The organism is Szabonella alba (genome assembly GCF_016765775.1).
Taxonomy (GTDB): domain Bacteria; phylum Pseudomonadota; class Alphaproteobacteria; order Rhodobacterales; family Rhodobacteraceae; genus Szabonella; species Szabonella alba.
Genome location: NZ_JAESVN010000001.1, coordinates 209,008 through 223,903 on the forward strand (window position 1 = coordinate 209,008; position 14,896 = coordinate 223,903).

The following is a 14,896-nucleotide window of genomic DNA, read 5'->3' on the forward strand; positions in this document are numbered from 1 at the left end:
CTGACCATGGCGGCGCGTGCCGCCGGTGCGGTGGCGCTGCGCTATTGGAAAGGCGATTACGCGATCCGCGACAAGGGTCTGGGGGAAGGGCCGGTGACCGAGGCCGATCTGGCCGTGGATCGCTGTCTGTCGGACATCCTGCGCGCCGCGCGTCCCGATTACGGCTGGCTGTCCGAGGAAAGCGCCGAACATGACGCGCGGGGGGCCACGTGGCGCATTTTCGTGGTCGACCCGATCGACGGCACCCGCGCCTTCATCGCCGGTGAGGAAAGTTTTGCCATCAGCCTTGCGGTGGTTGAGGACGGGCGGGTGGTGACCGGTGTGGTCTATCTGCCCGCGCGTGACCGGCTTTATGCCGCAGTGGCGGGTGGGATCGCGACCCGCGACGGGCAACCCGTTCTGGCCAGCGCGCAGGCCGGGGTTCCGGGAGCGCGGATTCTGACCTCACGCGCCAATCTGCGGCCCGAGGAGTGGCCCGGTGGTGTGCCCGACCTGCGCACAGGCTTTCGCCCCTCGCTGGCCTATCGGCTGTGTCTGGTGGCCGAAGGGCGCTATGACGGGATGCTGATGCTGCGCCCGACATGGGACTGGGACATCGCCGCCGGGGCACTGATTGCCGAACGGGCCGGGGCGGTGGTGACAGATGGGGCGGGGCAGGGGCTGGTCTTCAACGGATCCGATCCGCGCAATGCCGGTGTCATCGCGGCGGCCCCGGGCCTGCATGCCGATCTGATGCGCCACCGGCTTGGTCCTTCCGCATCCGGTGAGACGCGGAAGGATGGAGCAGGCTGACAGCGCCTGCCGTCAGCCCTTCATTCCGTCCCAGAACTGGCGCACCTTCGAAAAGAAGCTCGACCCTTCGGGATTGTTGTCTTCGCTCAGCTTTTCGAACTCGCGCAGCAATTCTTTTTGCCGCGAGGTCAGGTTGACCGGGGTTTCCACGGCTAGCTCGATCAGCATATCGCCCGAACCGCCGCCACGCAGGGCGGGCATGCCCTTGCCGCGCAGGCGCATCTGCTTGCCGGTCTGGCTGCCCGGCGGCACTTTCACGCGGCTTTTGCCGCCGTCGATTGTGGGCACCTCGACCTCACCGCCCATGGCGGCGGTCGGCATCGATACCGGGACGCGGCAGAACAGATGCACGCTTTCGCGCTGGAAAATCGCGTGCTCCTTCACCTCGATGAAAATATAGAGATCACCCGAAGGACCGCCGCGCAGACCGGCCTCGCCCTCACCAGCCAGCCGGATCCGCGTGCCGGTTTCGACACCGGCCGGAATATTGACCGACAGGGCGCGGTCCTGTTCCACCCGGCCCGCCCCGTGGCAGACCTTGCAGGGATTCTTGATCGTCTGGCCCATGCCGTTGCAGGTGGGACAGGTGCGTTCGATGGTAAAGAAACCCTGCTGCGCGCGCACCTTGCCCATGCCCGAACAGGTCGGGCAGGTCACAGGTTCGGCGCCGCCCTCGGCCCCGGTGCCCCGACAGGTATCGCAGGCGACCGAGGTCGGTACATTGATCGTCTTCTGAACGCCGGCAAAGCTTTCTTCCAGCGTCACCCGAAGGTTATAGCGCAGATCCGATCCGCGCTGCGCGCGGGATCGCTGTTGCCCGCCGCCGCGCCCGCCCATGAAATCGCCGAACAGATCCTCGAACACATCCGAGAAGGCCGAGGCGAAATCGCCCTGACCGCCTCCCGGACCGGGACGCCCGCGCCCGGCCCCGCCCATACCGCCCTCAAAGGCCGCATGGCCGAACCGGTCATAGGCCGCCTTGCGCTCGGCATCCTTCAACACGTCATAGGCCTCGTTCACTTCCTTGAACTGGGCCTCGGCATTGGGATTGCCGGAATTGCGGTCTGGATGCAGTTCCTTGGCCTTGCTGCGATAGGCCTTTTTCAGCTCTTCGGCAGAGGCCTCGCGCGCAACCCCCAGAACCTCGTAAAAATCGCGTTTTGCCATTGAAATTCCCCTCCGGCAAACGAAGCGGGGCGGCCCGATAGCAGGCCGCCCCCTCCGGTTCCTGCGGCGTTACTTCCGCTTGCCGTCGCCCAGATCTTCGAAATCGGCATCGACGATATCATCGTCGACCGAGCGGGGGCCTTCCTCACCGGCGGCTTCGGCCTCGGCCTGCGTCGCCTTGTAGATCGCCTCACCCAGCTTCATCGCCGCTTCGGTCAGGTTCTGCATGCCGGATTTGATCTTGCCGACCTCTTCACCCTTCAGCGCCTCTTCAAGCGGCTGCATCGCCAGTTCGATGGCCTCGACGGTGGAGGGGTCCACCTTGTCGCCATGCTCTTCCAGCGATTTCTTGGTGGAATGCAGCAGGCTTTCGGCCTGATTGCGGGTTTCCACCAGTTCGCGGCGCTCCTTGTCGGCCTCGGCATTGGCCTCGGCATCCTTCACCATCTTTTCGATCTCGTCATCGGACAGACCGCCCGAGGCCTGAATGGTGATCTTCTGCTCCTTGCCGGTGCCCTTGTCCTTGGCGCCGACCGACACGATGCCGTTGGCGTCGATGTCGAAGGTCACCTCGATCTGGGGCATGCCGCGCGGTGCCGGGGGGATGTTCTCAAGGTTGAACTGGCCCAGCATCTTGTTGTCGGCGGCCATTTCGCGCTCGCCCTGGAACACCCGGATCGTCACGGCGTTCTGGTTGTCCTCGGCGGTCGAGAAAACCTGGCTTTTCTTGGTCGGGATCGTCGTGTTGCGGTCGATCAGCCGGGTGAACACACCACCCAGCGTTTCGATGCCCAGCGACAGCGGGGTCACGTCCAGCAGCACGACGTCCTTAACGTCACCTTGCAGCACACCGGCCTGAATGGCGGCACCAAGCGCGACCACCTCATCCGGGTTCACGCCCTTATGGGGTTCCTTGCCGAAGAACTTGGTGACTTCCTCGATCACTTTCGGCATCCGCGTCATGCCGCCGACCAGCACCACCTCGTCGATATCCGACGTGGACAGGCCCGCATCCTTGAGCGCGGCCTGGCAAGGCTTGATCGACGCCTTGATCAGATCACCGACCAGTTGCTCCAGCTTGGAGCGGGTCAGTTTCATGACCATGTGCAGCGGCGTGCCGGAATTGCGGTCCATCGAGATGAACGGCTGGTTGATCTCGGTCTGCTGGCTGGACGAAAGCTCGATCTTGGCCTTTTCGGCGGCTTCCTTCAGGCGTTGCAGCGCCATCTTGTCCTGGGTCAGGTCGACATTGTGTTCCTTCTTGAACTCGTCGGCCAGATAATTGACGATCCGCATGTCGAAGTCTTCGCCACCAAGGAACGTATCCCCGTTGGTGGATTTGACCTCGAACAACCCGTCGTCGATTTCCAGAATGGTGATGTCGAACGTGCCGCCGCCAAGGTCATAGACCGCGATGGTGCGGCTTTCCTTCTTGTCCAGCCCATAGGCCAGTGCTGCCGCCGTCGGCTCGTTGATGATGCGCAGCACTTCCAGACCGGCGATCTTGCCCGCATCCTTGGTGGCCTGACGCTGGGCGTCGTTGAAATAGGCGGGCACCGTGATGACGGCCTGAGTCACGCTTTCGCCCAGATAGGCCTCGGCGGTTTCCTTCATCTTCTGAAGGATGAAGGCGGAAATCTGGCTGGGGGAGTATTTTTCGCCACGCACCTCGACCCAGGCATCGCCATTGCCACCATCGACCAGCGAATAGGGGAGGTTCTTCTTGTCTTTCGCCACATGGCTGTCGTCCAGACGGCGCCCGATCAGGCGCTTGACGGCAAAGACCGTGTTGGCAGGGTTGGTGACAGCCTGACGCTTGGCGGGCTGGCCGACCAGCCGCTCTCCTTCCGTGAAGCCGACGATGGAGGGCGTCGTGCGTGCGCCTTCCGAATTTTCGATCACCCGGGGTTGCGAACCATCCATGATGGCAACGCAGCTATTGGTCGTCCCGAGGTCGATCCCGATGACTTTGGCCATGATAATACCTCTTCTTACGGCGATGTTATGGTGCCCAGGCCCGTTACGGCCCCTGAGCACCGATCCCAGATGCAACCCGTGGGGCACGGCCGCCCTTCCGGCTACCGGGCGTATATAAGGAGGGGTCGGGGGGGCTGCAAGCGGGGGGACGTGCAGTTTCCGGACCGAAAGCAGGTTCTATTCTGCGTATGGGGCCCCATATGGCAAACAGTGGCCCTGGACGGGAACGCCGGACCATGGGCCGCGTTGACAGGTGCGTTACAGAATTTGCAGGAGGTTAGATGCTTTATCTCGATATTCCCACCGATGGACAGCTTCGTAGGCTGGCCGAGGAGCGCGGTGACGCCCATGTGTCGCTTTACATCCCGACCACCCCGGAAACCCAGTCCATAGGACAGGCACGGATCGAGTTGGGCAATCTGCTGAAACAGGCGATCGACCAGCTTGAGGCCGCAGGCACCCCGAAACGGACCATGTGGCCGATCGAGGAACAGGTGGCCGATCTGATGGAGGATGACACCTTCTGGCGGCATCAGGCCCACAGTCTTGCAATCTTCGTCTCACCCGACCGGCTCCGCAGTTTCCGCCTGCCCAACAGGCTGCAGTCTCTGGTGCAGGTTTCCGACCGGTTTCATCTCAAGCCGCTGTTCCGCGCGGTTTCGGTCGAACAGCACGCCTTCGTGTTGGCGCTGGCCGAGAATGACGTGCGGCTGATCGAGGTTTTCGCCGATGCCCCCGCGCAGCAGGTGCGGGTTGCGGATATGCCAAGGGATGCAGCCTCGGCCTCGGGCAGTGCGACAGTCAACAGCCGGTCCTACAGCCGCCGTCTGGGCGGTTCGGAAGGTCAGAATGTGCTGCTGCGCGCCTATTGCCGCCGGGTGGATGAGGCGCTGCGCCCGGTTCTAATGGGCCGGTCTGAGCCACTGATCCTGGCCGCGACCGATCCTCTGGCGTCGATGTTCCGCAACCTGTGCAGCCATGAACCGCTGGCGGGTGAGACGATCCGCACCAGCCCGGGCCAGATGACACCCGACGAACTTGCAACCGAGGCGCGCCCGATACTGGACGGGCTGCATGTCCAGCGGCTGAAGGATCTTCACGATGTTTATTCCGCCCGTGAGGCCGAGGGCCGGGCCACGACGCAGCTTGATCTTGCCGCCCGAGCCGCGACCCATGGCGCGGTTGAGACGCTGCTGGTCGATATCGACGGTGTGGTGCCGGGCACGGTGGATGAGATCACCGGCGCGGTGACGCTGGACAAGGAAGATAGCGCCAGCACCTACGGCGTCGTCGATGAAATCGCAGGCCGTGTTCTGGCAATGGGCGGCGATATCGTTGCCGTGCGCAAGGAGGATATCCCGGGCGGTGCGCCGCTGGCGGCAATCCTGCGTTACGCGGTCTGAAAAAACCCGCGCGCCCGCTGCCCTTTGCCGGGGCCGGGCGCGCGGATCTGCAAAATCCGCAATCAACCCCCGATCAACCCCGGCGCTGCGGCAATTCGGCGATGAGCGCACGGGCCGCCGCTGCCGGATCGGCGGCCTGCCAGACCGGTCGGCCGACCACGATGTGATCGGCCCCGTCTGCAATCGCCTGCGCGGGTGTCGCAATGCGTTTCTGGTCGCCGCTGGACGATCCGGCGGGCCGCACCCCCGGGGTCACGATCAGCCGCCCCGCCGCCTGCGGCAGCGCGCGGATCATCGCGGCTTCCTGTGGGCTGGCGATTACGCCATCGGCCCCGGCCTCCAGCGCGCGCGCCGCGCGTTCAACCGTGATCTCGGCAATATCGCCGGGGCGGATCAGGTTGGCATCCAGATCGGCGCGGTCCAGCGAGGTCAGCACCGTCACCGCAAGGATTTTCAGATCCGTGCCGCGCTTGCCTTCGCAGGCCGCGCGCACCACCTGCGGATCGCCATGCACGGTCAGGAAATCAAGGTCATATTTCGCGATGCCGCGCACCGCCGCCTCGACCGTCGCGCCGATATCGAAGAACTTCATGTCAAGGAAAATGCGCTTGCCGCGTTCCTGTTTCAGCTCATTGGCAAGGGCCAGCCCGCCCCCGGTCAGCATTCCCAGCCCGATCTTGTAGAAGGAAACCGCATCGCCGATCCGGTCGGCCAGTTCCAGCCCCTGCACGATATTGGGCACATCCAGTGCCACGATCAGCCGGTCATCCGCCATGGTCCTGCCCCTTTGCTGTCCATTGAAACCGGCGCGTCATGGGCGCAACGGCGTCCCCTGTCAAGCACTGGCCGGGATCAGGGCGCATTGACAGGCCCCCCGGGCCTTGCTTGGATCGCGCCAAGCCGCAAAAAGGACAGCCAATGCAGATCAATCTTGAGTTCGAGCGCCCGGATGAGGACGGCAAGGGCTCGGGCCCGGTCACCGTGGGCTGGTTCCTCACCAAGGACAAGGGCGCGATTCTGTATGATCCGCCCGAACGGCTGATCTTTCGCCAGACCAACAAGAGCCATGCGAAATCGGCCAGCCGCTGCCCGGCGGTGATCCAGATGGAAAGCCGCTATTTCGTCGTGAAATGCCCCTTCGATCTGCAGATCGGCTTCGGGCGTGACGACAAGGGGCGCGGGCATCTGATCAACCGCAACGGCACCGCATCACCGGTGCGGGCCAACAAGCTAAACGAGGTGCTGACACTGGTGAATGAAGCCGAATGGCGATTTGCCGACCGCCCGACGATCCAGCTTTCGCTGCCCTATTGTTTCATTGCCGATGAAACCGTCTATCTGACGCAACTGGGCACGTTTGCCCATTACCGCCCCGACCCGCTGCCCGGCACGATTTTCGGCGGGCGGTTTCCGCTGAACATCTGGCCGCGCCCGCTGATGTGGGCCTTTGAATGGCATGATATCACCAAGGATATTGTGCTGCGGCGGGGGGAGCCGCTGTTCTATGTTCAGTTCGAGGCTTTCGATCCCGCCCGCCCGGTGCAGGTGGTCGAGGCTGAACGGACGGCGGAACTGGATGCCTATCTGGAAAAGATCTCGGGCGTGGTGAATTACGTCAACCAGACCTTTGGTCTGTTCAAGGCGGCCGAGGCCGCGCGGCCCGAGCGCCTGCTGACGCCAAAGCGGCGCGGCTGACCCTCAGGCGGCGTGGCTTACGGCATGGCTTGCCGGCGGCAGGGGCTGGTGAAGTTTCCGCGGTGCCTCCAACAAAGCGCGCGCCGAGGCGACAAGCCTTTCGCGCAAGGGCGCCGTGCCGCGCGCGGTCACGGTTGTCAGCCGGCGCAGGATATAGGGGACGGGCCGCGCCTCATCCTTGACCAGAAAGGCCACGATCGCCTCGACCTGCCCGAAGTCGCGGGCATAGCGGGCATGTTCGACATGGGCGGACAGAATACGCATGGCGCTCTCCTTCAACGCAGGATCTGGCGCTCGGCGGCACGGACAAGCCCGCGCACCAGCGCCCTGTGCGGAAGATCCGGCCCTGCAGGAAGCCGGACACCGACACGCAGCGGGACCGGCAGACCGGGGGAGAAAAATTCCACCGCCGCGTCAAAGCTGCGGCATGCGGCATCATAGGCGATATCTGCGATACGAATGGCGGTATTTGCCATGGGCAATCTCCTTGTCCCTGTTCCGTCGCTCTGAAGTCCTAACGCGCAGATGGGGGTGCCGGTTTCCTTGCAAAAGCCATGCGCGAATCACGCTTGGGTGATGGATGCGTGTGGAGAATGGCGCGGGCCAACGGTCTCGGGACCGGAAAACCGCCCGGGGGGGCAGGGGGCGTGCAACCGGGCGTGGAAATCTGGGCCCCTGCAGGGTGGGATGCTTGCACAGGGCGCCCGCACTTCCCATTTCCGAACCGAGGCCGCAGGGACCATGCCATAACGGGTGATCCCGCAAGCGGTGCCATTGAAAGGAGAAGGACCGATGAACCTTGAAAAGTTCACGGAGCGGTCGCGCGGCTTCCTTCAGGCCGCTCAGACCATCGCGATGCGCGAAAGCCATCAGCGCGTTGTGCCGGATCATCTGCTGAAGGCGCTGATGGATGACGATCAGGGCCTTGCCGCCAATCTGATCCGTCGCGCGGGCGGCGCGCCCGAGCGGGTAACCGAAGCCGTCAATGAGGCCATTGCGAAACTTCCGAAAGTCACCGGTGGCGACGGCCAGACCTATATCGACCCCAGCCTTGTGCGGGTGCTGGATGAGGCCGAACAGGTTTCGAAAAAGGCGGGCGACAGTTTCGTGCCGGTTGAACGGCTGCTGACCGCGCTGGCGCTGGTGAACACGCGCGCCAAGGATGCGCTGGTAGCCGGGGCCGTGACGGCGCAAAGCCTCAATTCCGCGATCAATGACATCCGCAAGGGCCGCACCGCCGACAGCGCCTCGTCCGAGGACACGATGGAGGCGCTGAAGAAATATGCCCGCGACCTGACCGAAGCCGCGCGCGAGGGCAAGATCGACCCGATCATCGGGCGCGACGAGGAAATCCGCCGCTCGATGCAGGTGCTGTCGCGCCGCACCAAGAACAACCCGGTGCTGATCGGGGAGCCGGGCGTGGGGAAAACCGCCATCGCCGAAGGGCTGGCGCTGCGCATCGTCGATGGCGATGTGCCCGAATCCCTGCGCAACAAGCGGCTGATGGCGCTGGACATGGGCGCATTGATTGCAGGCGCGAAATATCGCGGTGAATTCGAGGAACGTCTGAAGGCGATCCTAAAAGAGATCGAGGCCGCCTCGGGGGAGATCATCCTGTTCATCGACGAAATGCATACGCTGGTCGGCGCGGGCAAATCCGAGGGCGCGATGGATGCGGCCAACCTGATCAAACCCGCGCTGGCGCGGGGGGAACTGCATTGCGTCGGCGCGACCACGCTGGATGAATACCGCAAATATGTCGAAAAGGACGCGGCCCTTGCCCGGCGGTTCCAGCCGGTGATGGTCAGCGAGCCGACGGTGGAGGATACAATCTCCATCCTGCGCGGCATCAAGGAGAAATATGAGCTGCACCACGGCGTGCGGATCAGCGATTCGGCGCTGGTGGCGGCGGCCACGCTCAGCCATCGCTACATTACTGACCGGTTCCTGCCCGACAAGGCCATCGACCTGATGGATGAGGCGGCAAGCCGGTTGCGGATGGAGGTGGACAGCAAGCCCGAAGAGCTTGACGCGCTGGACCGCCAGATCCTGCAATTGCAGATCGAGGCCGAGGCGCTGAAGAAAGAGGATGACGCCGCAAGCCGCGACCGGCTGGAAAAGCTGGAAAAGGAACTGGGCGACCTGCGTGAACAGTCGGATGCGATGACCGCGAAATGGCAGGCCGAACGCGACAGTCTGGAAGCGGCGCGGGACCTGAAGGAACAGCTTGACCGTGGCCGGGCCGAACTGGAACAGGCCAAGCGCGAGGGCAATTACCAGCGCGCGGGCGAATTGCAATATGGCCGTATTCCCGAACTGGAAAAGAAACTGGCCGAGGCCGAGGCCCGTGAGGGCGATGCGCTTGTGTCCGAGGCCGTGCGCCCCGAACAGATTGCCGAGGTTGTCGAACGCTGGACGGGGATTCCCACCTCGAAAATGCTGGAAGGCGAGCGCGAGAAGCTGTTGCGCATGGAGGAAGAGCTTGGCCGCCGCGTGATCGGACAGAAACCGGCGCTGACCGCCGTCGCCAATGCTGTGCGCCGCGCGCGGGCCGGTCTGAATGACGAGAACCGCCCGCTGGGGTCGTTCCTGTTTCTGGGGCCGACGGGCGTGGGCAAGACCGAACTGACCAAGGCCGTAGCCGAATATCTGTTCGATGACGATGCCGCGATGGTGCGCATCGACATGTCGGAATTCATGGAGAAACATTCGGTGTCGCGGCTGATCGGCGCGCCGCCCGGCTATGTCGGCTATGACGAGGGGGGCGTGCTGACCGAGGCGGTGCGCCGTCGCCCCTATCAGGTCGTGCTGTTCGACGAGGTGGAAAAGGCGCATCCGGACGTCTTCAACGTGCTGTTGCAGGTGCTGGATGACGGGGTGCTGACCGACGGGCAGGGCCGCCGGGTCGATTTCAAGCAGACGCTGATCGTCCTGACCTCGAACCTTGGCGCGCGGGCCCTGTCGGAACTGCCTGAAGGGGTTGATCCCGGCCCGGCCCGGCGGGAGGTCGAAGAGGCAGTGCGCGCGCATTTCCGTCCCGAATTCCTCAACCGGCTGGATGAGCAGATCATCTTCGACCGGCTGGACCGGGCGGATATGGCGGGCATCGTGGAAATCCAGCTCAAACGGCTGGAAAAACGGCTGGCGGGGCGCAAGATCGTGCTGGATCTGGACGCGGCGGCCAAGGCATGGCTGGCCGATGAAGGCTATGATCCGGTCTTTGGCGCGCGGCCCCTGAAACGGGTGATCCAGCGCCATCTGCAGGATCCGCTGGCCGGGATGCTGCTGTCGGGGGATGTTCTTGACGGCAGCACGGTTCCGGTCACGGCCGGACCGGACGGGTTGCATATCGGCAACCGGATCAGCGCCTCGCGCCGGGTGCCGCCCGCCGAGGCAGTGGTGCATTGATCGCTATTGCGGAAATGACGGAACGCGGGGGGCTGCGCGCGCCCCGCACCCCCTGCGAGGTATTTCCGCCAGGATGAAAGGGATAGCCTGCGCTATTCCGCCGCCAGCGGCAGCGCGTCGCGTCCGGTTTCGGTGATCCCGGCCACGACGCGGGCGATCAGATCGGCGAACCGGTCGAAATCGGGACGGGGGGTCAGGCTGCTTTCTTGCATGTAAAGCGCGCGGTCGATCTCGATCTGCACGACATGCTGACGGCGTGAGGGACGGCCATAGGTCTGGGCGATATAGGCCCCGGCAAAAGGCGTGTTGCGGGCGACCCGCAGGCCTTCAGCGCTGAAGGCGGCGGCGATGCGGTCGACGATGGCGCGGTCGGCGGCCGCGCCGAACCGGTCACCCAGCACCACCTCGGGCGGGGGGGTGCCGGGGCGGCCCTGCGCCTCGATCGCCTCATGCGGCATCGAGTGGCAATCAATCAAGATCGCTTGCCCGAACAGGCGGTGGCTTTCGTCAAGAAGTCCGCGCAAGGCCCGGTGATAGGGCTGCCAGTGCCGGCTCAACCGGTCATCGGCCTCATCTTTGCTGATCTTGCCGTGATAGATCGGGCGGCCCGCCGAGACGACGCGGGGGATCACCCCCAGTCCCGAGGCGATGCGCGGATTATGGGGCTGACGCGGCACTTCCTCGATCAGGGCGGGGTCGAGTTCTTCGGGCGCGCGGTTGAGGTCGATCCAGGCGCGCGGCATCCGGGCGGCCAGCAGGGGCGCGCCCAACAGCGGGGCACAGGCGAAAAGCCGGTCGACAAAGGCATCCTCGGACGAACGCAGCGCCAGCGCATCAAGGCGAGAGCGTTGCCGGAATTCGACGCTGTAATCATTGCCGCTATGCGGAGACGAAAAAACCACCGGCGTGCTGCGCCGGGCGGGAAGCGACAGGCGATAGGATGGGTCGGACATCGGACCTCCGGCAATGGGAAAGTATAGACCGGAATTTTCCGGTGCCGAAACCCCTTGAACAGGACGGCGACTCCTTTTATAGCGTCGCGGACCTGAATGGTGGGCCTGCCGGAATGTCCCTTGCGGACGGACAGGGCGGGCCGCGATGACGGAGCGTGGGCGGTTAGCTCAGCGGTAGAGCACTACGTTGACATCGTAGTGGCCACTGGTTCGATCCCAGTACCGCCCACCATTTCACCGCCCCCGGCCTGACCGGGGGTTTTTGAGTTTCATGGCGCACGCCTTCCGTGCATCCGCGCCGCGAAGAAGGAGAGAAACGATGAAGGTTGCGAACTCGCTCCGCTCGCTCAAGACGCGGCATCGCGATTGCCAGGTCGTGCGCCGCAAGGGCCGCGTCTATGTTATCAACAAGACGCAAAAGCGCTTCAAGGCCCGTCAGGGCTGAACCGCCGGGCCGCAAGGCTTTGCGAGGGACAGAAAAACCGCCACGGGTTCTGCCGGTGGCGGTTTTTTAATGCCTGTTTCCCGGCGGGCCCGGAGCAAGGTCCGGGACGGTTGCGGGCTGCGGCAGATTGCGGCGGGACTGCGGGGAATGATTGCACCGCCGCCCCCGATGCCCTATTCGCGGGGGGACGGGTATACCGCTTCCGGTGCTGCCCCAAGAACAGATCAGACACGACGGGGAAATCGAGCCTATGACCTTTCAGAACCTGCGGGAGACCGCGAGTGACCCGGTTTGCGCAGAGACGCCTTCCGAGCCAGCGAGCCGCGAGGCACGGGACTGGGTGCGGGTTCTGGCGCGGTACCGCGATCCGAACCCCGCCCGCAGCGCGTTCGAGGTGGCGGTGACGGTGCTGCCTTTCGCGCTGATCTGGGCGGTGGCCTTTGCGATCCTGCCCTATTTCTGGCCGGCATCACTGGTGCTGGCGGTGCTGAATGGCGGCTTTCTGGTGCGGCTGTTCTGCATTCAGCATGATTGCGGCCATGCTTCGTTCTTTGCCAATCGCCGCCTGTCGGACTGGGTCGGGCGCTGTCTGGGCGTGCTGACGCTGACGCCTTACCATGTCTGGCGCAGGCAGCATGCGATCCACCATTCGTCATCGGGCAATCTGGATCATCGCGGCATCGGGGATGTCACCACGCTGACGGTGGCGGAATACCGGGCGCGATCCGCCTTCGGGCGCTTCATGTACCGGATCTATCGCAGCCCTCTGGTGCTGTTCGTGATCGGCCCGGCCTATATCTTCCTGATCCAGAACCGCGTGCCCTATGGGCTGATGCGGTCGGGGGCGTCTTACTGGATTTCGGCCATGGGCACCAATCTGGTCCTGCTGGCGGGGATTGTGGCGGTGGTCTGGCTGGGCGGCTGGTCGGCCTTCCTGCTGGTCGTGCTGCCGACATGGGTCACGGCCGCCTCGGTCGGGGTCTGGCTGTTCTATGTCCAGCACCAGTTTGAGGATACCCATTGGCGGCGTGAATCTGACTGGCAATTGCATGATGCAGCCCTGGACGGCAGTTCGCATTACGACCTGCCCACGCCGCTGCGCTGGATGTCGGCCAATATCGGCATCCATCATGTGCACCATCTTTACAGCCGTATCCCGTTCTACCGGCTGCCCGATGTGCTGCGCGATTTTCCCGAACTGGTGGACAATCATCGCATGACGCTGATGGACAGCTTTGCGACGGCGCGGCTGCATCTGTGGGATGAGGAGACGCACAAGCTGCTGTCCTTCCGCCGCGCGCATCGGATGTATCCGGTCGGCTGACCCCATGGGCCGGGCCCGGGCGGCCCTGCGGACAAGTCCGCAGGCATGCGAAAGCGATTGACGCAGGGGCAGGGCCTGTAGCACGATCCTGCGCGTCAATTCATTTCTTCGGGTGCGTTCATGTCCAGTTTTCCGACAGAGGGCGCGGCCCTCAAGAAAATTGTCGAGAAGTCCAAAAGCCGCGAAATCGCCTTTGGCTACAATCCCGGCACGGATGAGGACGACCACTATTTCGCGGCCCATCTGAAAAAGACGCCCGAGGTTCTGGGTAAACTGGCCCGCAATGAAGGTCTGGGGGCGAAGATCGCTTTCGGCACCTTCACAACCAAGGGCAATCTGGTCAGCCTGCGCTGCAGCAAGGTCGTGCCGATGCTGGCCAAGCTGTTCAAGCGGCTTTTGCGGCAGAACAAGATCGGCCTGAATGTCCAGATCCTTGATCAGGACGGCAACCTGCTGGATGCCGATATCGAGGATCTGCCTGCCGAGGATCTGCCCGCCGAGGACCAGACCGAAGACTGGAGCGCCGGGGAAGACGCCGCAGAGGGTGACGAGGACGAGGACGAGGAGGAGGCGCGCGCCGGGGACAGCGCGGCCGATGACGGCGCCATCGCCGCCGCCGAGGCCGCCGTGCCCGATGCCGATATCGCCCCTGACAGCGCCGAGGACCTGCGCCGGATGCAGGCGCTGGTGGCGCGGGTCAAGGCCGTGCAGCCCCGTCTTGCCGCAGCGCCCCCCGCCATGGCCGGAACGCTGGCCGGGGCGATGAAGGGTGCGCTGACCGCGCTGCGTGCCGGGGATTATGGTCGCAGCGAACAGACGGTTTCGCAGATCGAGGCGATTCTGGCCAAACTGCCTGCCGCCTCTGGCGCTGAGGGCGCGACCGTGGCCGATGCCCCGGCGGCGCAGCCCGCCTCCGATCCGCGCCTGCCCAAACTGCGTGAGGCCGCGCAGGGACTGTTGGCACAGATCGCGGCGCTGCCCGGTGCGCTGGCCGAGCCGATGGAGGCGCAGCTTGAAACCGTGCTGGTCCGGATCGAAGCCGCCGAGGCCGAAGCGGCCCTGGGAATGCTGCGGCAGGTGCAGGAGGTGCTGCGCCCGGCCCTTGAGGCAAAGGCCAAATGGGACAAGGCCTTTGCGCTGGTCGATCCGCAGGTGACCGCTGCCCTGTCGGCGGCGGCGGGCGGCGGGCAGGATCTGCGCGTGAAATGGAATTTCGCGACCGGGCTTGCCGCCGAAGGGCAGTATGACCGGGCACTCGTCTCGCTGGGGGCCGTGGCGACGCTGCTGCGGCAGGGGCCCGCCGCGACTGCGGATGCACCGCCCGCCGGTGTCGTGGCGTTCCAGCGGTCCCGTGTGCTCTGGCTGGGCGCGCGGTCGAAGATGATGGATGAGGCGCGCAAACTGGGTGACCGGATTGCCGCCTCCGGGGCGGATGACGAGGATGCCGCCGAGATCGCCGCCGCCGGGCGCGAGATCGTGGCGCAGGTCGAACGCATTGATGAACGGTTGCAGACCGTGCTGGATGATCTGACCAATTCCCCCGAGGGCCGGGCGCGCGAGACGCTGAAGCGGCAGGCGGCGGCAGTGGTTTCCGAATATGAGGCGATGCTGGGTGCCGCGCCTTTCACCATGATTGACCAGAATCCCTTTGAACCGGTTTCGGTGGCCGCCCGCGCCCGCGTGGCCTTGACGGCAATTTCCCGCAGTCTTGCCTGACGGGGGGCCAGATTCC

General features: G+C 64.5%; 13 protein-coding genes and 1 tRNA gene. 8 read left to right on the top strand and 6 right to left on the bottom strand.

The window, feature by feature from the left end; all coding sequences use genetic code 11:
* Positions 1-6: 6 nt before the first annotated feature.
* Positions 7-792, top strand: coding sequence for a 3'(2'),5'-bisphosphate nucleotidase CysQ (locus JL811_RS00960; protein ID WP_202687146.1), 786 nt, complete (start codon positions 7-9; stop codon positions 790-792).
* A 12-nt stretch (positions 793-804) separates the two neighbouring features.
* Here JL811_RS00960 and dnaJ read toward each other — a convergent pair whose 3' ends face one another.
* A complete protein-coding gene (dnaJ, locus tag JL811_RS00965) occupies positions 805-1,959 on the bottom strand; it encodes a molecular chaperone DnaJ (protein ID WP_202686350.1) in 1,155 nt (384 codons plus the stop codon).
* Positions 1,960-2,028: 69 nt separating this feature from the next.
* Positions 2,029-3,936 (bottom strand): molecular chaperone DnaK, encoded by a 1,908-nt coding sequence (gene dnaK, locus JL811_RS00970; RefSeq protein ID WP_202686351.1) that lies wholly within the window; start codon positions 3,934-3,936, stop codon positions 2,029-2,031.
* A gap of 281 nt (positions 3,937-4,217) precedes the next feature.
* Between dnaK and JL811_RS00975 the strand changes: the two genes are divergently transcribed.
* The gene (locus tag JL811_RS00975) at positions 4,218-5,339 is read left to right on the top strand and encodes a baeRF11 domain-containing protein (protein ID WP_202686352.1); all 1,122 of its coding nucleotides are present in this window, start codon (positions 4,218-4,220) and stop codon (positions 5,337-5,339) included.
* A 73-nt stretch (positions 5,340-5,412) separates the two neighbouring features.
* Here the strand turns inward: JL811_RS00975 and pyrF are convergent, their stop codons facing one another.
* Positions 5,413-6,114: an orotidine-5'-phosphate decarboxylase gene (gene pyrF / locus JL811_RS00980; RefSeq protein ID WP_202686353.1), complete on the bottom strand. Its 702-nt coding sequence runs from the start codon at positions 6,112-6,114 to the stop codon at positions 5,413-5,415.
* 143 nt (positions 6,115-6,257) lie between these two features.
* On the opposite strand from pyrF, the gene JL811_RS00985 reads away from it, so the two are divergent.
* Positions 6,258-7,034 (top strand): hypothetical protein, encoded by a 777-nt coding sequence (locus JL811_RS00985; RefSeq protein WP_202686354.1) that lies wholly within the window; start codon positions 6,258-6,260, stop codon positions 7,032-7,034.
* A gap of 3 nt (positions 7,035-7,037) precedes the next feature.
* On the opposite strand, the gene JL811_RS00990 is transcribed toward JL811_RS00985, so the two are convergent.
* Positions 7,038-7,298 carry a hypothetical protein gene (locus JL811_RS00990; protein ID WP_237684716.1) on the bottom strand — a complete coding sequence of 87 codons (261 nt, stop codon included), beginning with the start codon at positions 7,296-7,298 and terminating at the stop codon, positions 7,038-7,040.
* Positions 7,299-7,309: 11 nt separating this feature from the next.
* Positions 7,310-7,510, bottom strand: a complete 201-nt coding sequence (locus JL811_RS00995) for a hypothetical protein (protein WP_202686355.1) — start codon at positions 7,508-7,510, stop codon at positions 7,310-7,312.
* A gap of 316 nt (positions 7,511-7,826) precedes the next feature.
* On the opposite strand from JL811_RS00995, the gene clpB reads away from it, so the two are divergent.
* On the top strand, positions 7,827-10,442 hold the full coding sequence (gene clpB, locus JL811_RS01000) for an ATP-dependent chaperone ClpB (RefSeq protein ID WP_202686356.1): 2,616 nt from the start codon (positions 7,827-7,829) through the stop codon (positions 10,440-10,442).
* Between the two features lie 92 nt (positions 10,443-10,534).
* Here clpB and JL811_RS01005 read toward each other — a convergent pair whose 3' ends face one another.
* The gene (locus JL811_RS01005) at positions 10,535-11,395 is read right to left on the bottom strand and encodes an N-formylglutamate amidohydrolase (RefSeq protein WP_202686357.1); all 861 of its coding nucleotides are present in this window, start codon (positions 11,393-11,395) and stop codon (positions 10,535-10,537) included.
* A 157-nt stretch (positions 11,396-11,552) separates the two neighbouring features.
* Between JL811_RS01005 and JL811_RS01010 the strand changes: the two genes are divergently transcribed.
* The 4 genes from JL811_RS01010 to JL811_RS01025 all read left to right on the top strand — a co-directional run bounded on the left by JL811_RS01010 (position 11,553) and on the right by JL811_RS01025 (position 14,880).
* Positions 11,553-11,627, top strand: a tRNA-Val gene (locus tag JL811_RS01010).
* A gap of 87 nt (positions 11,628-11,714) precedes the next feature.
* The gene (ykgO, locus tag JL811_RS01015) at positions 11,715-11,840 is read left to right on the top strand and encodes a type B 50S ribosomal protein L36 (protein WP_202686358.1); all 126 of its coding nucleotides are present in this window, start codon (positions 11,715-11,717) and stop codon (positions 11,838-11,840) included.
* Between the two features lie 250 nt (positions 11,841-12,090).
* Positions 12,091-13,164: a fatty acid desaturase gene (locus tag JL811_RS01020; protein ID WP_202686359.1), complete on the top strand. Its 1,074-nt coding sequence runs from the start codon at positions 12,091-12,093 to the stop codon at positions 13,162-13,164.
* Between the two features lie 120 nt (positions 13,165-13,284).
* Positions 13,285-14,880, top strand: coding sequence for a hypothetical protein (locus tag JL811_RS01025; protein WP_202686360.1), 1,596 nt, complete (start codon positions 13,285-13,287; stop codon positions 14,878-14,880).
* The last annotated feature ends 16 nt before the right edge of the window (positions 14,881-14,896 follow it).